The sequence below is a fragment of the Acinetobacter sp. ANC 4470 genome (assembly GCF_002135335.1).
GTDB lineage: Bacteria > Pseudomonadota > Gammaproteobacteria > Pseudomonadales > Moraxellaceae > Acinetobacter.
This window is the reverse complement of sequence record NZ_NEGC01000002.1, coordinates 95,648-114,867: the sequence shown is the minus strand read 5'-3', so window position 1 is coordinate 114,867 and position 19,220 is coordinate 95,648. Positions and strand designations below refer to the sequence as shown.

The following is a 19,220-nucleotide window of genomic DNA, read 5'->3' as shown; positions in this document are numbered from 1 at the left end:
TTTTATGAAACCATTATTTTTAGCATGCATTGTTTCGATGGCTTATTGTTCAGTGTATGCTTCTGAATGTTACATTGGTGGTTTTTCGGCACATGAAATGAAGTTGGCGAATTATTATCATAGTCAAACAGCAACATCATTTAATGTGACTTGCGATCAGAATTATTCAATTTCATTTCGCAGTCAGAATTTGGTGAATTCTAGTGGTTCAAGCTATGTATCTAACGGGCCGTATAGACTAAGAACGCAGTTGAATATCAGAGGTGCAAGTGAAAACCTTTGGGGGGTTCAAATAAATCAGCGGGGTGGAAGTAATCAAAAATATATTATTTCAGCACAGCTTCAAGAAAACCCTTTATATACCGTCCCTGCGGGAGTTTATCGTGACCGAATCTATGTTAATGTGGATTTTTAATTTAAAGAAATGGTCTCTTAGTTTTATAAAAGACCAATAAAAGGGAGATTGAAAAGATCTCTCTTTTTTTATTTCATCTAAATGTAAAGTATTGATCATCAAACTGTCAAAATAGGCATCTAAGCTATAAGAAAATCAAGTAATAGGTGTCATATGTCCAACATAGCCACTACAAGCCTGTTAAAACAACAAGATTTTCCTGAGAGTTTTAAGTTTTATTTTAAATTACAAAAAAATAAAAACCATATAGAAGAAATTAGTGTTTTAAAAGATTTGGTTCGTCCACGCTTAAAAATAGCCATCGTTACCGAAACATGGTCACCAGAAATTAATGGTGTCGCATTATCGTTGCTACAATTATGTAAAGGATTACAAAAACAAGGTCATAAAATTTTATTGATTCGACCCGAGCAAGAACAGTCTTGTCGGGACTTTTCGCCAAATAAGGAGTGCTTGGTTAAGGCACAATCTATTCCTAAATATCCATCTTTACAATTTGGTTGGCCGCAATTTTTAAAGGTCTCAAATGCACTGGACGCTTTTGCACCCAATGTGGTGCATATTGTGACAGAAGGCCCCTTGGGTTTGAGTGCTTTACAGGCGGCAAAAGTAAAAGGGATTCCTGTTTCAAGTGGCTTCCATTCACCTTTTCAGGAATTTAGTCGTTTCTTCGATTTGGCCTTTTTGGTTAAGCCTATTCAGTGTTATTTACGTTGGTTTCATAACAATACCCAAATGACCTGTATCCCAAGTAAAGATACCGAATATATTTTAAGACAGTTTGGTGTTTGTTGTCCGTTGGTGGTTGTGGGACGTGGTGTGGATATTGCATGTTTTTCCCCAGAGTATTATTCGGATGCTTTACGTCAAAAATGGGGAGTAAATTCAGACACAAAAGTATTGCTATATGTAGGTCGACTATCGCCTGAAAAAGAAATTGATGTTTTGGTGAGTGCTTATTTGGCAATGAAGCAAACAGCGAAACACGATATAAAATTGGTCATTGTTGGTGATGGACCAGAACGAAGCCGTTTAGAGATGCTATCGCAAGGTCATGGTGTTGTTTTTACAGGTGTTTTAACCGGTTCGAATTTAGCCCAAGCCTATGCAAGTGCAAATGTTTTTGTATTTGCAAGTCAGGTTGAAACTTTTGGTAATGTGGTGCTTGAAGCGATGGCCAGCGGTTTACCTATCATCGCTTATGATTATGCGTGTGCACATTTACATGTCAAACATGCTGAAACAGGGTGGTTAAGTCCTTTAGGTAATGTGACAAGTTTGATTCAGTCAATCTATACTTTACCCAATAATCCGCAGTTGAAATATATGGGGCTTAAAGCCCGAAAAACGGTGCAGCATATGGGTTGGCAATATCCAGTACATCAGTTTGAAGAGGCATTGTATGGGGTGGTGAAGGAGATACAAATGACATCCTAAATTTTAAGCCAACGCTTAAAGGAGAATCATGATGAATTTTAAACAAGTGAAAATAACGGTGTTGGATCTCGATTTAAAAGGCTGTGTATATTTAAATCATTTTTCACACTCAAAAATGATCGCTTATTTTTTTAAAATCATTAGCCGTTTGGGTGATGGTTTGTTTTGGTTAGTGATGTTGGCTAGTCTTTGGATGTTGGAAGGGGTATTTTATCTGGTACAGCTACTTTATCTCATCATGAGCGGATCCATCGGAACGGTCATTTATAAAATTTTAAAACAAAAAACAACGCGACCTCGACCTTATCAAGTGCATCAAGTGATTCGATTACAAGAACAGCCGCTGGATCACTTTAGTTTTCCGTCTGGGCATACTTTACATGCTGTCATGGCAAGCACAGTAATAGGTTATATACAGCCGATGCTGCTGATTTTGATGTTGCCCTTTACCATTTTGGTTGCAATCTCACGGATGGTACTCGGTCTGCATTATCCAAGTGATGTATTGGTGGGTGCATTGATTGGTGTGGTTATCGCCAGTGGGATTATTTGCACTGCACCATTTTTAAATATCATCTTATAAAAATGTGCTGTTAAAAACCAAAAAACTATTTTTCGATTTTAGGAATTTGTTAAAGTAACGGTATTCATTTAGCGCTAAGGAATACCCATGGGTTTACGTTGGACTGACACTATTGATCTTGCCATTGAGCTTTTAGAAGCACATCCAGATGTAGATCCACAATGGATTCGCTTTACTGACTTACATGCGTGGGTCTGTGCATTGCCAAATTTTAGTGATGATCCGACCAAATCGACAGAGGGTCTGTTGGAAGGGATTCAAATGGCATGGATTGACGAAGCAAACTGATCCTCTGCTTTCTGCATGTCGAAAAAAGCATTTTTTTACATATCAAAAGCAGAAAATTGCCCATTATTCGGTATAATGCGCAAAATTTTAACGTCAAATTGACCTAAGGAGCCAATCATGGCTATTGAACGCGCTTTATCTATCGTAAAACCTGATGCTGTTGCTAAAAACAATGTTGGCGAAATTTTTGCTCGTTTTGAAAAAGCGGGTCTTAAAATCGTTGCAACTAAAATGAAACATTTGACTCAAGCTGAAGCTGAAGGCTTTTATGCTGAACATAAAGAACGTGGTTTCTTTGCTGACCTAGTTGCATTCATGACTTCTGGTCCTGTTGTAGTATCTGTTCTTGAAGGCGAAAACGCTATTCTTGCACACCGTGAAATCCTTGGCGCAACAAATCCTAAAGAAGCTGCTCCAGGTACTATCCGTGCCGATTTCGCTGTAAGCATCGACGAAAATGCTGCGCATGGTTCTGACTCAGTTGCATCTGCTGATCGTGAAGTTAACTACTTCTTCGCTCAAACTGAGATCTGCCCACGTACTCGTTAATTCGAAGTATTCAAACCAGATAAGTGTTATTATACTTATCTGGTTTTTTTATTCTCTGAATAAAGCTTTGCTCATATATTGAGCTTCTCCTTTCATCTTTAGACATGGTTTAGGTAATACACATGAGTACTGAAGTAGTCGCTACAGCAGCAATTTCTGCTGAACAGCAACAGTCTCCATCCGCTCCGACGCAGCAAAATACTGTTACGAAAGTGAACTTACTTGGCATGTCACGTCCGCAATTGGAAAATTTTTTCGAAGATATCGGTGAAAAAAAATTCCGTGCGGGTCAGGTGATGAAGTGGATTCATCAATTCTTTGTGACTGATTTTGCTGAAATGAGCAATATTTCAGGCAAATTGCGTGAAAAACTTGAAGTGCTTTGCGAAATTAAAGCACCAGAAGTGGTACATAAAAATTATTCTAAAGATGGCACGCGTAAATGGGTATTCCGTGTTGGAGAAGGCGCAGGTTCTTTGGTTGAAACTGTCCTGATTCCTGCTGAGCATAGAAGTGGTTTACGTCGGACATTATGTATTTCTTCGCAAGTTGGTTGTGCCTTGGATTGCTCATTTTGTTCAACAGGTAAACAAGGCTTTCAACGTGATTTAACCCCTGATGAAATTATTGGTCAGTTATGGGTAGCAAACTATTCATATATGGAAGACGTGCCTGTTGCTGATCGTGAGCGTTCAGTCACCAATGTGGTGATGATGGGTATGGGTGAGCCATTGCTCAATTATGATGCAGTACTCAGCTCAATGCGTATTATGCTTGATGACTTTGCTTATGGTATGTCTAAACGCCGTGTGACTTTGTCAACTTCAGGTGTGGTACCGAAAATTGATCAGCTGATAAAAGATATTGATGTTGCTTTGGCGATTTCTTTACATGCGCCAAATGATGAGTTGCGTAACGAATTAGTTCCAATCAATAAGAAATATCCGTTAGAACAACTGATTGCTGCATGTCAGCGTTATATTACCAAAGATGGTAATGAGAGTTCACGTAAACATGTCACCATTGAGTATGTGATGTTGGATGGTGTCAATGATCATCCTGAGCATGCGCAGCAGATGATTAAGTTATTAAAGAACTTACCAAGTAAAATTAATTTAATTCCATTTAATCCCTTCCCGCATGCACCATATGACCGCTCAAGTCGTAACCGTATTATTTCTTTCCAAAAAACTTTGTCTGATGCCGGTTTTGTGTGTACGATTCGTCAGACACGTGGTGATGATATTGATGCTGCATGTGGACAGTTGGTCGGTCAAGTGGCTGATCGTACACGTCGTGCAGAACAGTGGAAAAAGAAAGTGGCGCAACAAAATGAGATTATGCGCTCGCAAGGATAATAAAGGGGATGTCAATTGAGAAAGCCCACATATAAATTAGCTTTTATGACAACAATTTGTATGTCTGCTATTTTTGTTGCTGCTTGTCAAACATCGACAGCAACAATGAGTAAGAAAGACCCTGAAAAAGCTGTTCAAGTTCGTACTCAATTGGCAGCCGAATATATTAAATCTGGGGAATTGGATTCTGCAAAACGAGCTTTAGATCAGGCACTGGATATCGACTCTCGGGACTCAGCAGCCAATATGATGATGGGGATTTTACTGCAACAAGAGGGCAGTAAAATCAGTATGGACAAAGCAGAAGCATATTTTAAGCGTGCGATCTCTGCTGATCCCCAAAATGCACAAGCCCGTAACAACTATGGTACTTATTTGTATCAAATTGGGCGTTATAATGATGCTATTGAACAGCTTAATGTGGCAGGGACTGCATTAGGGTATGAGCAACGTTATAAAGCTTTGGAAAATGTAGGGCGGATTTATTTAAAATTAGGTGATGTTGCGAATGCTGAAAAATCATTCAAACAAGCCCTACAAGTGAATCGTGATTCCTCTATTTCAATGTTAGAGTTGTCGGAAATTTTTTATTTGAAACAACAGATCACTGCTGCGACACAATTGTATGAACAATTCGTGCGTACAGTTGGTCAAAAAAATCAAGGTGCGCGTGCGCTTTGGATTGGTATCCGAATTGCACGAGCAAATAGTGACACGATGGGAATGCAGGAACTTGTTAATCAATTACGAGCACTGTTCCCGGAAAGTCCAGAATACCAACGTTATCTGCAATTAAAGTACAGTACTGAGGCCGTATGGAAGTAAATCCTAATTCACAGCAATCGAATGGTTCAAGCGTAGCACCCAATGCATTAGGAAATGTTCAGCGTCCAGGTGAGTACTTGCGTCAAATTCGAATTGCACAAAAGCGTGAATTAAATGACGCTGCTAAAGATTTGAATATCCCTTTGAAAACTTTGACCGCTTTAGAGCAAGATGACTATAAATCTTTACCTGAAGCGACCTTTATTAAAGGTTACTATCGCATCTATGCAAAATACTTAAAGGTAGATGCAACCAGTATTATTCAGCGTTTTGATGAGATTTATCAAAATGATACGGGGTTGTTGCCAAACCATGCTTTAAACAATTCACCTATTAAAATCATGGGTAAGCTCTCAGGTTCTAATAGTGATCGTAATAAAAAGTGGTTAAAGCGCATAGTCATCGCTGGCGTGATACTGGTGATATTGGCTATTGCCACTATGGCGATACAAAATTGGTCGGCAAGCAAAAGTGATAGTCATGACGTTGCTCCTGCGGAATCAGATGTAGAAGTATTGAGTTTAGATAATTCGGCAGCTGTATCTGGTGATCAATTGGAACTCGAGTTTAGTCAACCAACCTCTGTTCATATTGTAGATTCGACTGGAAAAGTACTTGCAACAGGTCGTCAAGCAGCGACAGTGAAATTGAATGGTGAAACACCGTTTCAAATTCGCCTTGATGATGCATCGGCTGTAACCTTAACTTTGAATAATGAAAAGATTGCCTTGTCACCTTATACAGTGAATGGCAAAGCCGACTTCCGTTTGTCACGTTAATGGGTAAAGAGAAGAGCGATATTCATGATTGTAAATCCGATTAAGCGTCGTCCCACTCGTAAAATTCGTGTTGGTTCAGTCTATGTGGGTGGTGATGCACCAATTAGCATCCAAAGTATGACCAATACTGAAACCTGTGATGTTGATGCAACCGTTGCTCAAATTGAGCGTTGTGCCGAAGTCGGTGCGGATATCATGCGTGTTTCAGTTCCATCGATGGAAGCTGCAATCGCATTTGGTGAAATTCGTAAACGTGTTTCTGTGCCTTTGGTTGCTGATATTCATTTCGATTATAAAATCGCATTGAAAGCTGCTGAAATGGGGGCGGATTGTTTACGTATTAATCCAGGGAATATTGGTTCTGAAGCAAAAATTCGTGAAGTGGTTGCTGCGGCAAAATATCATGATATTTCCATGCGTATTGGTGTCAATGCGGGTTCGCTAGAAAAAGATATTCAGAAAAAATATGGCGAGCCAACGGGTCAAGCATTGCTTGAGTCGGCAATGCGCCATATTGATATTTTAGATCGTTTAAATTACCAAGAATTTAAAGTTTCGGTTAAAGCATCAAATGTGTTTTTAACCATGGATGCGTACCGTCTGTTGTCTAAACAGATTGATAATCCGTTGCATTTGGGTGTCACTGAAGCAGGAATTTATCGTACCGGTTCAGTGAAATCTGCGATTGCGTTAGGTGGTCTATTGATGGAAGGCATCGGTGATACGATGCGTATTTCATTGGCTGCTGAACCTGAAGAAGAAGTGAAAATTGGTTTTGATATTTTAAAATCACTTAGCTTGCGTTCCAATGGAATTAACTTTATTGCTTGTCCAAGTTGTTCACGTCAAGAATTTAACGTGATTGCTGTGATGCAAGCTTTAGAAGAGCGTTTAGAAGATATTCGTACCCCAATGGATGTATCTGTCATTGGATGTAAAGTGAATGGCCCGGGCGAAGCCAAAGAAGCCGATATTGGCGTTGTGGGTGCTGCACCGCGTTCACTGGTATATCGTAATGGTGAAAAAAGCCATTTAATTGATACCAATCAGTTGGTTGACGAAATTGAAGCTATGGTTCGTCAACGTGTAATAGAGCTTGAAGAAGCTAAATCTAAAGAGATTATTCGTAGTTCATCATGAGTTCAATTGTCGCAATCAAAGGTTTTAATGACGTTCTGCCAACGCAAACTGCTGCGTGGAGACGTCTTGAGCAACATTTAGCATCACTTATGGATGCGTATGGTTATCAGCAGATTCGTTTGCCTATCGTTGAACAAACCAATTTGTTTAAACGCTCAATTGGTGACGCGACGGATATTGTCGAAAAAGAAATGTATACATTTCTGGACAAAGGTAATCCACCTGAGTCTTTGACTTTACGCCCTGAAGGAACTGCGGGCTGTGTCCGTGCCATGCTTGAGCATAATTTGCTTCGTGGTGCGACCCCTCGTGTGTGGTATATCGGTCCAATGTTCCGTTATGAAAAACCACAAAAAGGTCGCTACCGTCAGTTTCATCAATTTGGTGTGGAAACATTTGGTGTAGCTACGCCTGACCAAGATGCTGAACTGATTTTGATGACTGCACGTTTGTGGAAACGCATGGGTGTTGCCGATAAAGTTCAGCTTGAACTCAATACTTTGGGTGAGTCGGACGAACGCGCAGAATACCGTGCCGCATTGGTTGAATTTTTGAACCAGCATAAAGCTGAATTAGATGAAGATTCTCAGCGCCGTTTAACCACCAATCCACTGCGTATTTTGGATTCTAAAGACGCACGTACACAACAAATCCTTGAAAATGCACCAAAATTGCATGACTTCATGGGTGAAGACAGCATGAATCACTTTGCGACTTTGCAGCAGTATTTAACTGATGCAGGCGTAGAGTTTGTGATTAATCAAAAGTTGGTTCGTGGTCTCGACTACTACAACAAAACAGTCTTTGAATGGACGACGACACATTTAGGTTCACAAGGAACCATTTGTGCAGGCGGTCGTTACGATGGTCTTGTGGGGCAATTGAAAGGCAAGGCTGATCAATCTGTACCTGCTGTTGGTTTTGCCATGGGGATGGAGCGTTTACTGCTTCTACTTGAGCAAGTTGAAGACCAAACACCGCTACGTGATTGCGAAGTGTTCTTATTGTCAGATGCTGCATTGCAAGGTAAAGCATTGCTTCTTGCAGAACAAATTCGTAACCAACTTGAAGCAGAAAATAGTAATATTCGTCTGAAAGTGGGTTCACAAGGTTCGATGAAGAGCCAAATGAAAAAAGCGGATCAATCGGGCGCTATTTTTGCTGTGATCGTTGGTGAGCGTGAGTGGGAAGCGCAGCAATTAACGGTGAAAGAATTGGCGACTGCCGAGCAAACTGAAGTTGCCGTGGCAAATGTTGTACCCTTCTTCATTCAAAAATTTTCTTCAAAATAAGCTTAAAAAACATAAGGAAAAGGTAATCACATGAACGCATTGAGTGATAATGAACAACTTGATAGCTTAAAATCTTTCACTAAAAAATATGGTTCTGCCATGATTAGTGGGATTTTAATTGCGTTGATTGCCTTTTTTGGTTGGGAGTATTGGCAGAAGAAAAATTTGGCTGAATCACAAATGGAAACAGCCAAAGTTCAACAGTTGATGGATGATGCGAAGAATGCACAAGGCAATGCCGATGTATTTAATGCCTTATCTGCGACTGCGGACAAAATTGTCAAAGACGCACCAGATTCTGCACAAGCCATTCAAACGCAATTGCTCATGGCGAAATTGGCTTATGACAAAGCAGATTATGCACATGCAGAGCGTGCATTGAAAAAAGTTGAAAATTCTAAGCTGGATGATACGGGCTTAGTTCAAGTGGTTAAACTCCGCTTGGCTTATGCTCAGCTTGCTCAAAACAAATATGATGAAGCAATTAAAACATTATCTTTAGTGACAGATCCTGCTTTTAAAGCGACAACCGATGAAGCGCGTGGAGATGTGTATGTCGCTAAAAATGATATCGAAAATGCGAAGAAATCTTACATGAGTGCATGGGATGCACTGGTTGAACGTCAACAAGAACGTCAAATTTTACAAATTAAACTCGAAAGTGTCGGCGTTTTAGTTGATGATCCTGAAGTTGAACGCCCAATTTTAGAAACACAAGTGGATGAGTCATGATGGATAGAAAATACAAAATATCTTTTGCGCTAACAATTTTAACTTTTGCACTTGTTGGTTGTTCAACAAATAAAATTAAAGTGGAGAAGGTTAAACCCAATCCATTGCCGAAATTAGTGCAAGCCAAAAGTCTTGTTCCTGTATTTTCTCAAAGTGTTTCTTCAACCAGTGAAGAAGATTCATTACGTCTACGTTTAGATGTGGACAATGGTGTGATCTTTACTGTCGACCCAAAAGGTGAAGTATCTGCTTACCAAGGGAAGCAACGCTTATGGGAAAAACAAATTTCTAAACAGGGCTTAAGCTCTGGGGTAGAAGCGAGTGAAGGGACTGTTGTCGTTGGTAATAAAAAAGGTCAACTCTTTGCACTTGATCAAGCTATAGGTGAACAAAAGTGGACTGCACAGTTATCCGGTGCTCTATTGTCGGCTTCATTGATTCAATCTGGTCGAGTGATTAGCGTCAGCAATGACGGCACTGTTTATGCCCATGATCTGGCAACAGGTCAGCAAGTTTGGACATATAACTTGCCTAATGTACAATTTAGCTTACGTGGTATGGCATCACCTGTTGCACTCGATTCGCGTACAGTTTTGATTGCTTCATCCAATGCTTATGTCTATGCGCTTGATGTACTCAGTGGTATTCCGCGCATGCAGCGCCGCGTTGCGGTGAGTGACGGTCGTTCAGATATTCAACGTCTGAATGATATTGATGGTGATCCTGTGGTTGCAGGACAGTTCCTTGTTACGACTAGTTTTCAAGGACAGGTTACTGTTACCGATTTAGCTTCACAACAAGTGGTGTGGAGCGAAGATGCAAGCAGTATTTTGCGTCCAGAAGTGTTCAATAACACTGTTTATGTTGCTCAAGCCGATGGCAAAATCACGGCTTATGAACTAACAACAGGTGAACAATTGTGGCAAAACGATAGTTTACTTAATCGTAATTTGAGCAATCCCGTGATTTTAGGTCAAGACCTTGTCGTTGGTGATTTAGATGGTGTATTACACTTAATCGATCCAGCTTCTGGGCAATTGATTGGTCGCTCAAAAACCAGTGGTGAAGTGCGTTCACTACGTGTAATTGATAATCAGCTGTATGTTTCCACTCGAAAGGGTGCGTTAAGCGTTTGGCAGAATCGTTAATTTTGTTCTAGCTTATGTTAAACTAGACAAAATCCGTATTTTTTGAACACGGGGTATTTGAAAATTTTCAATGCCCCGTGTTTTATTTAGTTAGGGTCTGTTGATATTTCAGCCATGCATTGCGTTATTCACTAAAACAACTCAAACAAGGCATGAAATGCAGACAATGGTTGATCCCCTTGCCAAGTTTCATAACGAAGTTTGGGGAAGTTTTAGTGATAACCCTATGGGACAGGGACATTTTTCCGCTACTGCGTTATGTTTTACTCATTTAGAATGACTAAATTTTGCAAAACATGCCTTGTAGCGTCTAAAAAATGTCCTCTGTCGCAAGCATCTGTGAAATGTCAACAGACCCTATTTATATTTTATTTTCTTCCATTGTTTCTGATGTTCAGACCAGTCTCACTGGCTGATTTTGAATAAAGGTTATTCTATGAAACCCGTAATTGCGCTCATTGGTCGTCCGAACGTCGGAAAATCAACGTTATTTAATCAGATTACCAAGAGCCGTGATGCACTCGTTGCTGACTTTGCTGGTCTTACGCGTGACCGTAAATATGGCGACGCCGTTTTCCAAAATAAATCATTTATTGTTGTCGATACTGGTGGTATTGGCGAAAGTGAAGCTGGTATTGATGCCTATATGGCAGAACAGTCTAAAACAGCCATCAATGAAGCAGATATTATTGTTTTTGTTGTCGATGCGCGCGCAGGACTACTTGCATCTGATGAACAGATTGCCCGTGAAATTCGTACTTTGGGTAAAAAAGTTTACCTCGTGGCGAATAAAGTAGACGGTGTGCATGCTGAAGCTGCTGTGGTTGAGTTTTATCAACTGGGCTTTGGTGAGCCGTTACATGTTGCGGCCAGTCATGGTCGTGGTGTGGCACAAATGCTTGAGGAAGTGCTTGAAGACGTTCCTGAAGATGGTGACGAAGCTGAACACGATAAAGCAACAGGTTTACGTTTAGCGGTGATCGGTCGTCCTAACGTCGGTAAATCGACTTTGGTTAACCGTTTATTGGGCGAAGAACGTGTTGTTGTTTTCGACATGCCTGGAACGACGCGTGATTCTATTTATATTCCGTATGAACGGAATGAAAAGAAATATACCTTGATTGATACCGCGGGTGTGCGTCGTAAAGGTAAAGTAGATGAAATGATTGAGAAGTTTTCGATTGTTAAAACTTTACAAGCGATTAAAGATGCGCATGTTGTGGTTGTGGTCTTGGATGCACGTGAAGGGGTGGTTGAACAAGATCTGCATTTAATTGGCTATGCTTTAGAAGCGGGTCGAGCAATGGTGATTGCCATCAACAAATGGGACAACATGTCAGACTATGACCGCAAGCAATGTAAGCTTGATGTTGATCGTCGTTTTGACTTTATCCCATGGGCAAAAGTGCATCTCATTTCTGCATTACATGGTACAGGGGTAGGTGATTTATATCCTTCGATCCATCGTGCTTATGATTCTTCGCATTTAAAAGTTTCACCTGCGAAAATCACGCAAATTTTGAATGATGCGACTGAAGCACATCAACCGCCTATGATTAGCGGTCGTCGTATTAAAATGCGTTATGCGCATATGGGTGGACAAAATCCACCAACGATTGTGGTTCATGGTAATAAGGTGGATAAAACTCCAGCAGATTATCGCCGCTATCTTGAGAACGTATTCCGTAGAGTTTATAAGCTTGAAGGTACGCCAGTTCGAATTGAGTTTAAAACCTCTGAAAATCCATTTGAAGGCCGTAAAACGCAAGTGGATGAACGCGTTGCAGCACGTAAACGTCGTCATGTGCAGAAATTTAAAAAGGCTGCTAAAAAGTATAAAAGCTAATTAATCCAGTCTTGATTGAAAAAAGCCCGGAGTTTACTTTGGGCTTTTTTCTTTTAAGATGTGATTATATTTTTGATCAGGTGATTGATGTGACCAGACGGATACGCGTAGATGTAGATACATTGGAACATATTGTACCTTTATCTAAGGTATTGGATCGAAAGGCTAAAATTCAGCTGCAAAAGCAGGAAGTCTATCGTTATCGCAATCAATTGTTGTCCGAGCAATTACAGATCACGCTGCAACAAAGTGATTTTTCTAAGACCGAGTACGGCAAACCGCATTTAATCAATTTCCCCAAATTTTATTTCAATCATAGTCATAGCCAAAAACATTATGCTTTAGCAAGCAGCATGCAGATGCAAGATTTAGGTGTGGATGTTGAAGACTTAGATCGTAAGGTACGATTTGAAGCTTTAGCAACACATGCTTTTCATCCTAATGAATTACAACATTGGCATGTGTTAGAACAAGACCGAAATTATTGGTTTAAGGTTTGGACCACCAAAGAAGCAGTCTTAAAAGCCGCAGGATTGGGGGTGCGTTTGAACTTAAATGAATTAGATACACGGGTACATCCAGTTCATGATGGTGGATTATGTCATCATCCTTTAATTGGTACATTTGCCTATCAAAACTTCCATTTAGCTCAGGTGATGCTTACGGTTGCATGGCGTTCTGAAGCCTCCTGTCAAGGTTTTACTTTTCCCAAAATTCAAATTATTTCTGCGGTATAGTTTGTTCATCATCTTTTAAATTGGATGGTTGTTCAAAAACTTCTGATCCAAAAGAGAAGAAAACTCTTCTCACCGTAAAATGCATCAATCCTTTTCATGGCTCAAGTTGCGGATGATGTCTCTGTGAATCGCATAAAATTTAAAAAATGCCAGTCAATCTCTTAACTGACAGGCACTACTCCAAAAAACAGACTTTTTTGATTGAGCTTATTTTCTTTTGGCTAAAATACGATTGCTGATTCGATTCACAAACTGTGGACTCATACCAGACAGTGTAAAGAGAAGTTTAGTTTTGAAGCCTACGAGCTGGTGTGTTGGCGTAAAGATGCTATCTTGGCGTTGCACCAATTGATAAATCTGTTTTGCAACATCATGGGCGCTTAAATGCACCCCCATATTTTGAATACTGCCGGCATCCATATCTTTAACCATGGCTGTTTGTACAAACAGTGGCATCACATCTAAAACCCGTATGCCATATTTTTGCCATTCAATGTCCAATCCTTCGGTAATGCCGCGCACGGCAAACTTACTGGCAGAATAAGATACCAGATCGGCTTGCCCATAAATGGCAGAAGCAGAAGATAAGTTAATCACGCGAGCAAATGATGCTTGTTTTAAAAAGGGCAAGGCAGCATGGCAACCATTTAAAACCCCTTTGACATTAATGTCGATGGTGCGATGATGCGCGGTGATATCGGTCTGTTCAAAAGCACCTGAATATAAAATCCCTGCATTATTGACCAATACATTTAATTCACCTGCCCAAGCCTGAAATTCGCTCAGAGCTTGTTGCCATTGGCTATAATTAGACACATCCAGTAACCCCGCTTTTGCCTGCGGTCCCAATTGTTGGGCCAGTTTTTGCGCTTGGACGAGGTTAATATCATAAATGCCCACTTTATAACCGTGTTGGTAAAATAGCGTGGCAATTGCAGCACCAATGCCTTGTGCTGCCCCGCTAATAAATATACTGTGCATGTCATTTTCCTTGTTCATTTTGTTTTTGTTACGTTTAGGTTTTTTCATTTATTTGGCTTGAGCATAACAAATATTAACAGTGAAAACCTCAGTTTAGATAATGTGATTGGAGTGATGAAAACATGGATAAATTGTTGGCGGTGATGCGTGAGTTACGTGAAAAATATCCATGGGATCAACAACAAACGCCACAAAGTTTAACCAAATATGCCATAGAAGAGGCTTATGAAGTGGAAGCCGCAATTCGAGATGGCAACACCGATGATATTCGTGATGAACTTGGTGATCTACTGCTGCAAGTGGTTTTTCAAGCGCAAATGTATAGCGAGCAAGGTGCATTTAATTTTAATGATGTTGTACAGGCGATTACTGAAAAATTAATTCGTCGTCATCCACATGTATTTCAAGCAGAACAGTTTTCGCAATTAGGTGCAGCGGATGTTGCGGTGTTATGGAAGCAAATTAAACAACAAGAAAAACAAGGTAAAGTACAATCTCGCTTAGATGAGATTAAGCATGGACCTGCAATGCAGCAAGCAGATGAAATCCAAAAAAATGCCGCACAAATCGGTTTCGATTTTCCAGATGTTGCAGGCGCTTATGGCAAATTAAATGAAGAATTAGCCGAATTACAGCATGCTATACAAAAGCAAAATTCCGACGAAATATTCGACGAATTTGGTGATTGTTTGTTTTCACTGATCAATGTTGGACGTAAACTTGGCGTGTCTGGTGAAATGGCACTTTTAAGCACCATTCATAAATTTAGAACACGTTTTGCTTTCATTGAAGATCAGGTACAACGACAACAGCAACAAATTGAGGAGCTCTCTTTAGAAGAAATGGATCAATTGTGGGAGCAAGCGAAACAACAATTAAAATAATAGGTGTCTAATGAAAAAAATAAAGCAGCTGCTGCAGCGCATTTTTTATCTTTGTATATTTCTGTCATTGTTGAGTGGATCGAATCTTTATGCGCAACAATTTGACCAACAATATTTAAAATGGAAGGCTGAACAAGACGCCCAAGATGCACGTTTAAAAATTCCACGCGTCTCCACAACTAGGAATCATTATTTGGCAAAGCCGGCTTTACAGCCATCCAGCGCTGCTAAAATAAGTTTGAATCAAGCTAATTTAGCGCAATTACAAGAATTATCTGGCATTGGATTAAAAAAAGCAGAAGCGATTATTGGCTATCGTCAGAAAAATGGAAAATTTAAAAACATTGAGGAATTGCAACAGGTGAAGGGCATTGGACCTGCTTTATTTGCCAAGAATAAAGACCGATTAGGTCTGTAATTTATGGTTTAAGTGGGCAAGAAAGAGCGAACAATATATTCAGCATTGAGATAATCAAATTGCCCTTTGATGGTGTTAGATATATGATTAGCGTCATCTTAGATATTTTACGTTCAGACGTAGGAGACAGCGTCTTTTGCAAACTTTGCACGCGTCAAAATGTGGTTTATCAACCGCTCAATTACCTTCTTACATCTTAGATGTTATCGATGCCTTAACTAAGGCAGGCTTTGAAGCGTATATCGTCGGTGGTGGTGTTCGTGACTTAATGTTGGGTCTAAATCCTAAAGATTTTGATGCCGTCACCGATGCGACACCCGCTCAAGTGAAAGAAGTTTTCGGACGACGTTGTCGTATTATTGGACGACGTTTTGAACTTGCTCATGTCTATTCCGGTCGAGAACTGGTCGAAGTTGCCACTTTCCGTGCGCCACCGAAAAAAGAGGTTACCTCTGCTTCAGGTATGATTTTACGGGATAATAATTGGGGCACGATTGAGCAAGATTTTGCTCGCCGTGATTTTTCGATTAATGCGATGTATTATCAACCGCGTAAAGGCATCGTGCTCGATTTTTGTCATGCCATTGATGACATAAAAAATAAAACCTTACGCTTACTGGGCGATCCAACTTTACGTTTTGAAGAAGATCCCGTCCGTATGCTGCGTACTTTACGCTTTGCAGCAAAGTTGAATTTTAGTATTGCACCTGACATTTTAGAAGTTTTCACTCCTGAAATGACCCAGTTGCTGCGTGATATTTCTCCGCATCGTTTATATGATGAATCGCAGAAATTATTCACCATGGGGCATTTGAATCGTGTGCTGCCGATGCTGATCGATTTTGATATTTGGCGTCAGCTCTTTGCAGACATCGATCCAGAGATCTCAACATTTATTGAACGTGCTGCCATCAATACCGATCAACGTATTCAAATCGGTAAAACCATCAATCCTGCATTTTTCTATGCGGTTTTGTTGTGGAAGCCCTTTTTAGAACGTTGTGAGTTTTATTTAAACAAAGGTGTGGTTGCTGCTGAAGCACGTGCACAAGCGGGTTTAGATGTTTTAAAACGTCAAGCAACGCGAACCATTATTCCACGTTTTGCAGAAACTTTTATTCGTGAAGTTTGGGAAATGCAAACTCGGTTGCTCAGCCCTAAACCACAGCAAATTCAATCTTTATCGACCCATGCGCGCTTCCGTGCAGGATTTGACTTTCTGTTACTGCGTGAGAAGTCTGGTGATCACAGTACACAAGGTATGGGAACGTGGTGGGATTCGTATCAGCTGATGAACACCGATGAAAAAGAACGTGCGATTAGCCAATACAATCGTCAGCGTGCTAAAAGCCGTCGTAAAGCATCAGTAGACGATGTGGTTGAGTCTAAATCCGTGTCTGTTGAAATTGAACCTTTGGTTCAAGAGGTTGCACCACGCAGTCGTCGTGAACGTGACCGTAAGAGCCGAGGTAAACCTGAAAGACCTGTTCAAATGGTGACTTCTGGTAGCTCAGAAATTCGCGCAGATCACCCGATTTTAAAACGTAAACGGGTAACACGTGATTTAAACCAAGTGGTTTTTGGGCCGACACAATGACCGCTGTAACCTATATTGGCTTAGGCAGTAACTTGGGTGATTCACGACAAATTTTGATTGAAGCTGTGCAAAAGCTAGCAACACTTGGAACAGTGAAAACATCGAAGTTATATCAAAGCCCACCGATGGGGCCACAAGACCAACCGAATTATTTAAATGCGGTGGTGCAACTAGAAACTGATTTAGCTCCTTTGGCTTTGTTAGATCAATTGCAAAGTTTTGAGCAAGAGTCTGGTCGGGTACGTTTACGCCATTGGGGTGAACGTACTTTAGATTTAGATTTATTGGTCTATGGTCAGCAACAAATACACAATGCACGTTTAACGGTGCCACATGTTGGACTGTTTGAGCGTGATTTTGTGGTGATACCCTTGTTAGACTTAGATGCAAATATAGAAATTAAAGCGCAACGATTAAAAGATTTACCCATGGTACAACATCCGACCCTTGTGGTTTTGGATGATGACTCTTGGTCAAATATTTAATTTAGACATGTTCTTGGAACGTGTTAGAGGAACATTTTGATGATTAGTCTCAGTGACTTAAGAAAATTTAAAACTGACGGACGCAAATTTTCTTGTTTGACTTGCTACGATGCTAGCATGGCGAAGGCAATGGAAATTGCAGAAGTCGACACTATTTTAATTGGCGATTCTTTGGGGATGGCAATTCAGGGGCGTGATTCAACGTTGCCTGTTACTGTAGAAGATATGGCTTACCATACCGCAGCAGTACGTCGTGGTAATCAGCATGCTTTTATTATGACTGATTTACCGTTTATGAGCTATGCCACTTTAAATGATGCATTAAGCAGTTCAAAAACTGTGATGCAAGCGGGTGCGCAAATGGTCAAAATGGAAGGCGGTGCATGGTTAAATGAAACCGTCACTGTTTTGACCCGAAATGGTATTCCAGTCTGTGTGCACTTAGGTTTAACCCCACAATCGGTTCATGTCCTTGGTGGCTATAAATTACAAGCGCGTACACGTGAAGCGGCGGATCGCTTGATTGCTGATTGTAAAGCGGTGGTTGAAGCGGGTGCTGCTTTATTATTATTAGAATGTGTACCTGCACAATTAGGCAAAGAAATTAGTGAATTGTTCCCGCATGTTCCTGTGATTGGCATTGGCGCGGGTGTGGATACGGATGGTCAAGTATTGGTTGTTCAAGATATGCTTGGTTTGACCTTTGGTCGCGTGGCTAAATTTGTGCGTAATTTTATGAAAGAACAAGCAGGAGAAACTGCAATTTTGGATGCTTTTAAAGCCTACCATACTGCGGTGCTAGAGGGCTCTTTCCCTGCTAAAGAACACACTTTTCAAGTCGAGCTGTAAAGATGAAAACAGAAACCACGATTCAAGGATTATCGGCTTCACTGAGTCCAGCCCGATCAGCGCGAAAAATTATTGGTTTTGTTCCAACCATGGGGAATTTACACGAAGGTCATTTAAATTTAGTGCGTGAAGCGCGTAAAATATGTGACGTCGTGGTGGTCAGTATTTTTGTCAATCCCATCCAATTTGGCCCAAATGAAGATTTTGAAAATTACCCGCGTACTTTAGAACATGATAGTCATTTGTTAGCCGATGTCGGTTGTGACATTGTTTTTGCGCCAAGCGTTGAACAAATGTATGGCAACAAACCACGCTTCACCAATATTAGCGTGTCTGATATCACCAATGATTTATGTGGTTTACAGCGTCCAGGTCACTTTGATGGCGTGGCGGTGATTGTCACTAAATTGTTTAATATTGTGCAGCCGAATTTTGCTTTCTTTGGACAAAAAGATTATCAACAACTGGCTGTGATTCGTCAGTTTGTACGTGATTTGAATATTCCTTTAGAAGTGATTGGTGTACCGATTACTCGTGCAGAAGATGGTCTGGCACTCAGTTCACGTAATGGTTATTTAACTGAAGAGCAGCGCAAAATAGCCCCTGCCATTTTCCAAAGTTTAAAAGTGGCTGAACAAGAACTTCAAAGTGGTGTTAACCTTGTAGAAGTGTTAGAAAATATTAAGCACACGTTGACACAAGCTGGTTTTATTGTGGATTATGTGGAAGCACGTATACCTGAATTGCAAAAAATTGAAGCATTTAATCAGGATGTTATTCTATTTGTTGCGGCTAAATTAGGTACAACTCGACTGATTGATAACGTACAGGTTAAATACACTGTATAGTTTTAAGCAAACAGCATAAGTTAAAGGAC

At 40.4% G+C, this 19,220-nt stretch carries 21 protein-coding genes; 20 read left to right on the top strand and 1 reads right to left on the bottom strand.

Translation table 11 applies throughout. The features are described from left to right. The first annotated feature begins 4 nt into the window (after positions 1–4). The 14 genes from B9T25_RS03705 (at position 5) to B9T25_RS03640 (ending at position 13,129) form a co-directional block, all read left to right on the top strand. Positions 5–415, top strand: coding sequence for a hypothetical protein (locus B9T25_RS03705; protein WP_086187141.1), 411 nt, complete (start codon positions 5–7; stop codon positions 413–415). Positions 416–568: 153 nt separating this feature from the next. Further along, positions 569–1,852 carry a glycosyltransferase family 4 protein gene (locus tag B9T25_RS03700; protein WP_086187140.1) on the top strand — a complete coding sequence of 428 codons (1,284 nt, stop codon included), beginning with the start codon at positions 569–571 and terminating at the stop codon, positions 1,850–1,852. A 31-nt stretch (positions 1,853–1,883) separates the two neighbouring features. Continuing rightward, positions 1,884–2,435 carry a phosphatase PAP2 family protein gene (locus B9T25_RS03695; protein WP_086187139.1) on the top strand — a complete coding sequence of 184 codons (552 nt, stop codon included), beginning with the start codon at positions 1,884–1,886 and terminating at the stop codon, positions 2,433–2,435. An 87-nt stretch (positions 2,436–2,522) separates the two neighbouring features. Beyond that, positions 2,523–2,723 carry a Fe-S cluster assembly protein IscX gene (gene iscX, locus B9T25_RS03690; protein ID WP_086187138.1) on the top strand — a complete coding sequence of 67 codons (201 nt, stop codon included), beginning with the start codon at positions 2,523–2,525 and terminating at the stop codon, positions 2,721–2,723. A gap of 117 nt (positions 2,724–2,840) precedes the next feature. Continuing rightward, the gene (gene ndk, locus B9T25_RS03685) at positions 2,841–3,272 is read left to right on the top strand and encodes a nucleoside-diphosphate kinase (RefSeq protein ID WP_004649839.1); all 432 of its coding nucleotides are present in this window, start codon (positions 2,841–2,843) and stop codon (positions 3,270–3,272) included. A 122-nt stretch (positions 3,273–3,394) separates the two neighbouring features. Further along, on the top strand, positions 3,395–4,630 hold the full coding sequence (gene rlmN / locus B9T25_RS03680; RefSeq protein WP_086187137.1) for a 23S rRNA (adenine(2503)-C(2))-methyltransferase RlmN: 1,236 nt from the start codon (positions 3,395–3,397) through the stop codon (positions 4,628–4,630). 45 nt (positions 4,631–4,675) lie between these two features. Next, positions 4,676–5,455, top strand: a complete 780-nt coding sequence (pilW, locus tag B9T25_RS03675) for a type IV pilus biogenesis/stability protein PilW (protein ID WP_213032984.1) — start codon at positions 4,676–4,678, stop codon at positions 5,453–5,455. Then, positions 5,446–6,234: a helix-turn-helix domain-containing protein gene (locus B9T25_RS03670; protein ID WP_086187136.1), complete on the top strand. Its 789-nt coding sequence runs from the start codon at positions 5,446–5,448 to the stop codon at positions 6,232–6,234. Before pilW ends, B9T25_RS03670 begins: the two co-directional genes overlap by 10 nt. A gap of 24 nt (positions 6,235–6,258) precedes the next feature. Continuing rightward, on the top strand, positions 6,259–7,374 hold the full coding sequence (ispG, locus tag B9T25_RS03665; protein WP_086187135.1) for a flavodoxin-dependent (E)-4-hydroxy-3-methylbut-2-enyl-diphosphate synthase: 1,116 nt from the start codon (positions 6,259–6,261) through the stop codon (positions 7,372–7,374). Continuing rightward, positions 7,371–8,666, top strand: a complete 1,296-nt coding sequence (gene hisS / locus B9T25_RS03660) for a histidine--tRNA ligase (protein ID WP_086187134.1) — start codon at positions 7,371–7,373, stop codon at positions 8,664–8,666. The genes ispG and hisS overlap by 4 nt, the downstream gene beginning before the upstream one ends. A 30-nt stretch (positions 8,667–8,696) precedes the next feature. Beyond that, positions 8,697–9,398, top strand: a complete 702-nt coding sequence (locus B9T25_RS03655) for a YfgM family protein (RefSeq protein WP_086187133.1) — start codon at positions 8,697–8,699, stop codon at positions 9,396–9,398. Continuing rightward, positions 9,398–10,546, top strand: a complete 1,149-nt coding sequence (bamB, locus tag B9T25_RS03650; protein ID WP_086187132.1) for an outer membrane protein assembly factor BamB — start codon at positions 9,398–9,400, stop codon at positions 10,544–10,546. Before B9T25_RS03655 ends, bamB begins: the two co-directional genes overlap by 1 nt. A gap of 436 nt (positions 10,547–10,982) precedes the next feature. Continuing rightward, a complete protein-coding gene (gene der, locus B9T25_RS03645; protein WP_086187131.1) occupies positions 10,983–12,392 on the top strand; it encodes a ribosome biogenesis GTPase Der in 1,410 nt (469 codons plus the stop codon). Between the two features lie 89 nt (positions 12,393–12,481). Then, positions 12,482–13,129 carry a 4'-phosphopantetheinyl transferase family protein gene (locus tag B9T25_RS03640; RefSeq protein ID WP_086187392.1) on the top strand — a complete coding sequence of 216 codons (648 nt, stop codon included), beginning with the start codon at positions 12,482–12,484 and terminating at the stop codon, positions 13,127–13,129. A gap of 207 nt (positions 13,130–13,336) precedes the next feature. On the opposite strand, the gene B9T25_RS03635 is transcribed toward B9T25_RS03640, so the two are convergent. Beyond that, positions 13,337–14,110: an SDR family oxidoreductase gene (locus B9T25_RS03635; protein WP_086187130.1), complete on the bottom strand. Its 774-nt coding sequence runs from the start codon at positions 14,108–14,110 to the stop codon at positions 13,337–13,339. A 122-nt stretch (positions 14,111–14,232) separates the two neighbouring features. On the opposite strand from B9T25_RS03635, the gene mazG reads away from it, so the two are divergent. The 6 genes from mazG to panC all read left to right on the top strand — a co-directional run bounded on the left by mazG (position 14,233) and on the right by panC (position 19,191). Next, a complete protein-coding gene (gene mazG, locus B9T25_RS03630; protein ID WP_086187129.1) occupies positions 14,233–14,994 on the top strand; it encodes a nucleoside triphosphate pyrophosphohydrolase in 762 nt (253 codons plus the stop codon). A 10-nt stretch (positions 14,995–15,004) separates the two neighbouring features. After that, positions 15,005–15,412, top strand: a complete 408-nt coding sequence (locus tag B9T25_RS03625; protein ID WP_086187128.1) for a ComEA family DNA-binding protein — start codon at positions 15,005–15,007, stop codon at positions 15,410–15,412. A gap of 136 nt (positions 15,413–15,548) precedes the next feature. Next, positions 15,549–17,009 (top strand): polynucleotide adenylyltransferase PcnB, encoded by a 1,461-nt coding sequence (gene pcnB / locus B9T25_RS03620; protein ID WP_086187127.1) that lies wholly within the window; start codon positions 15,549–15,551, stop codon positions 17,007–17,009. Beyond that, positions 17,006–17,494, top strand: coding sequence for a 2-amino-4-hydroxy-6-hydroxymethyldihydropteridine diphosphokinase (gene folK / locus B9T25_RS03615; protein WP_086187126.1), 489 nt, complete (start codon positions 17,006–17,008; stop codon positions 17,492–17,494). Before pcnB ends, folK begins: the two co-directional genes overlap by 4 nt. A 39-nt stretch (positions 17,495–17,533) precedes the next feature. After that, positions 17,534–18,343 (top strand): 3-methyl-2-oxobutanoate hydroxymethyltransferase, encoded by an 810-nt coding sequence (gene panB / locus B9T25_RS03610; RefSeq protein ID WP_086187125.1) that lies wholly within the window; start codon positions 17,534–17,536, stop codon positions 18,341–18,343. 2 nt (positions 18,344–18,345) lie between these two features. Beyond that, a complete protein-coding gene (gene panC / locus B9T25_RS03605) occupies positions 18,346–19,191 on the top strand; it encodes a pantoate--beta-alanine ligase (RefSeq protein ID WP_086187124.1) in 846 nt (281 codons plus the stop codon). The last annotated feature ends 29 nt before the right edge of the window (positions 19,192–19,220 follow it).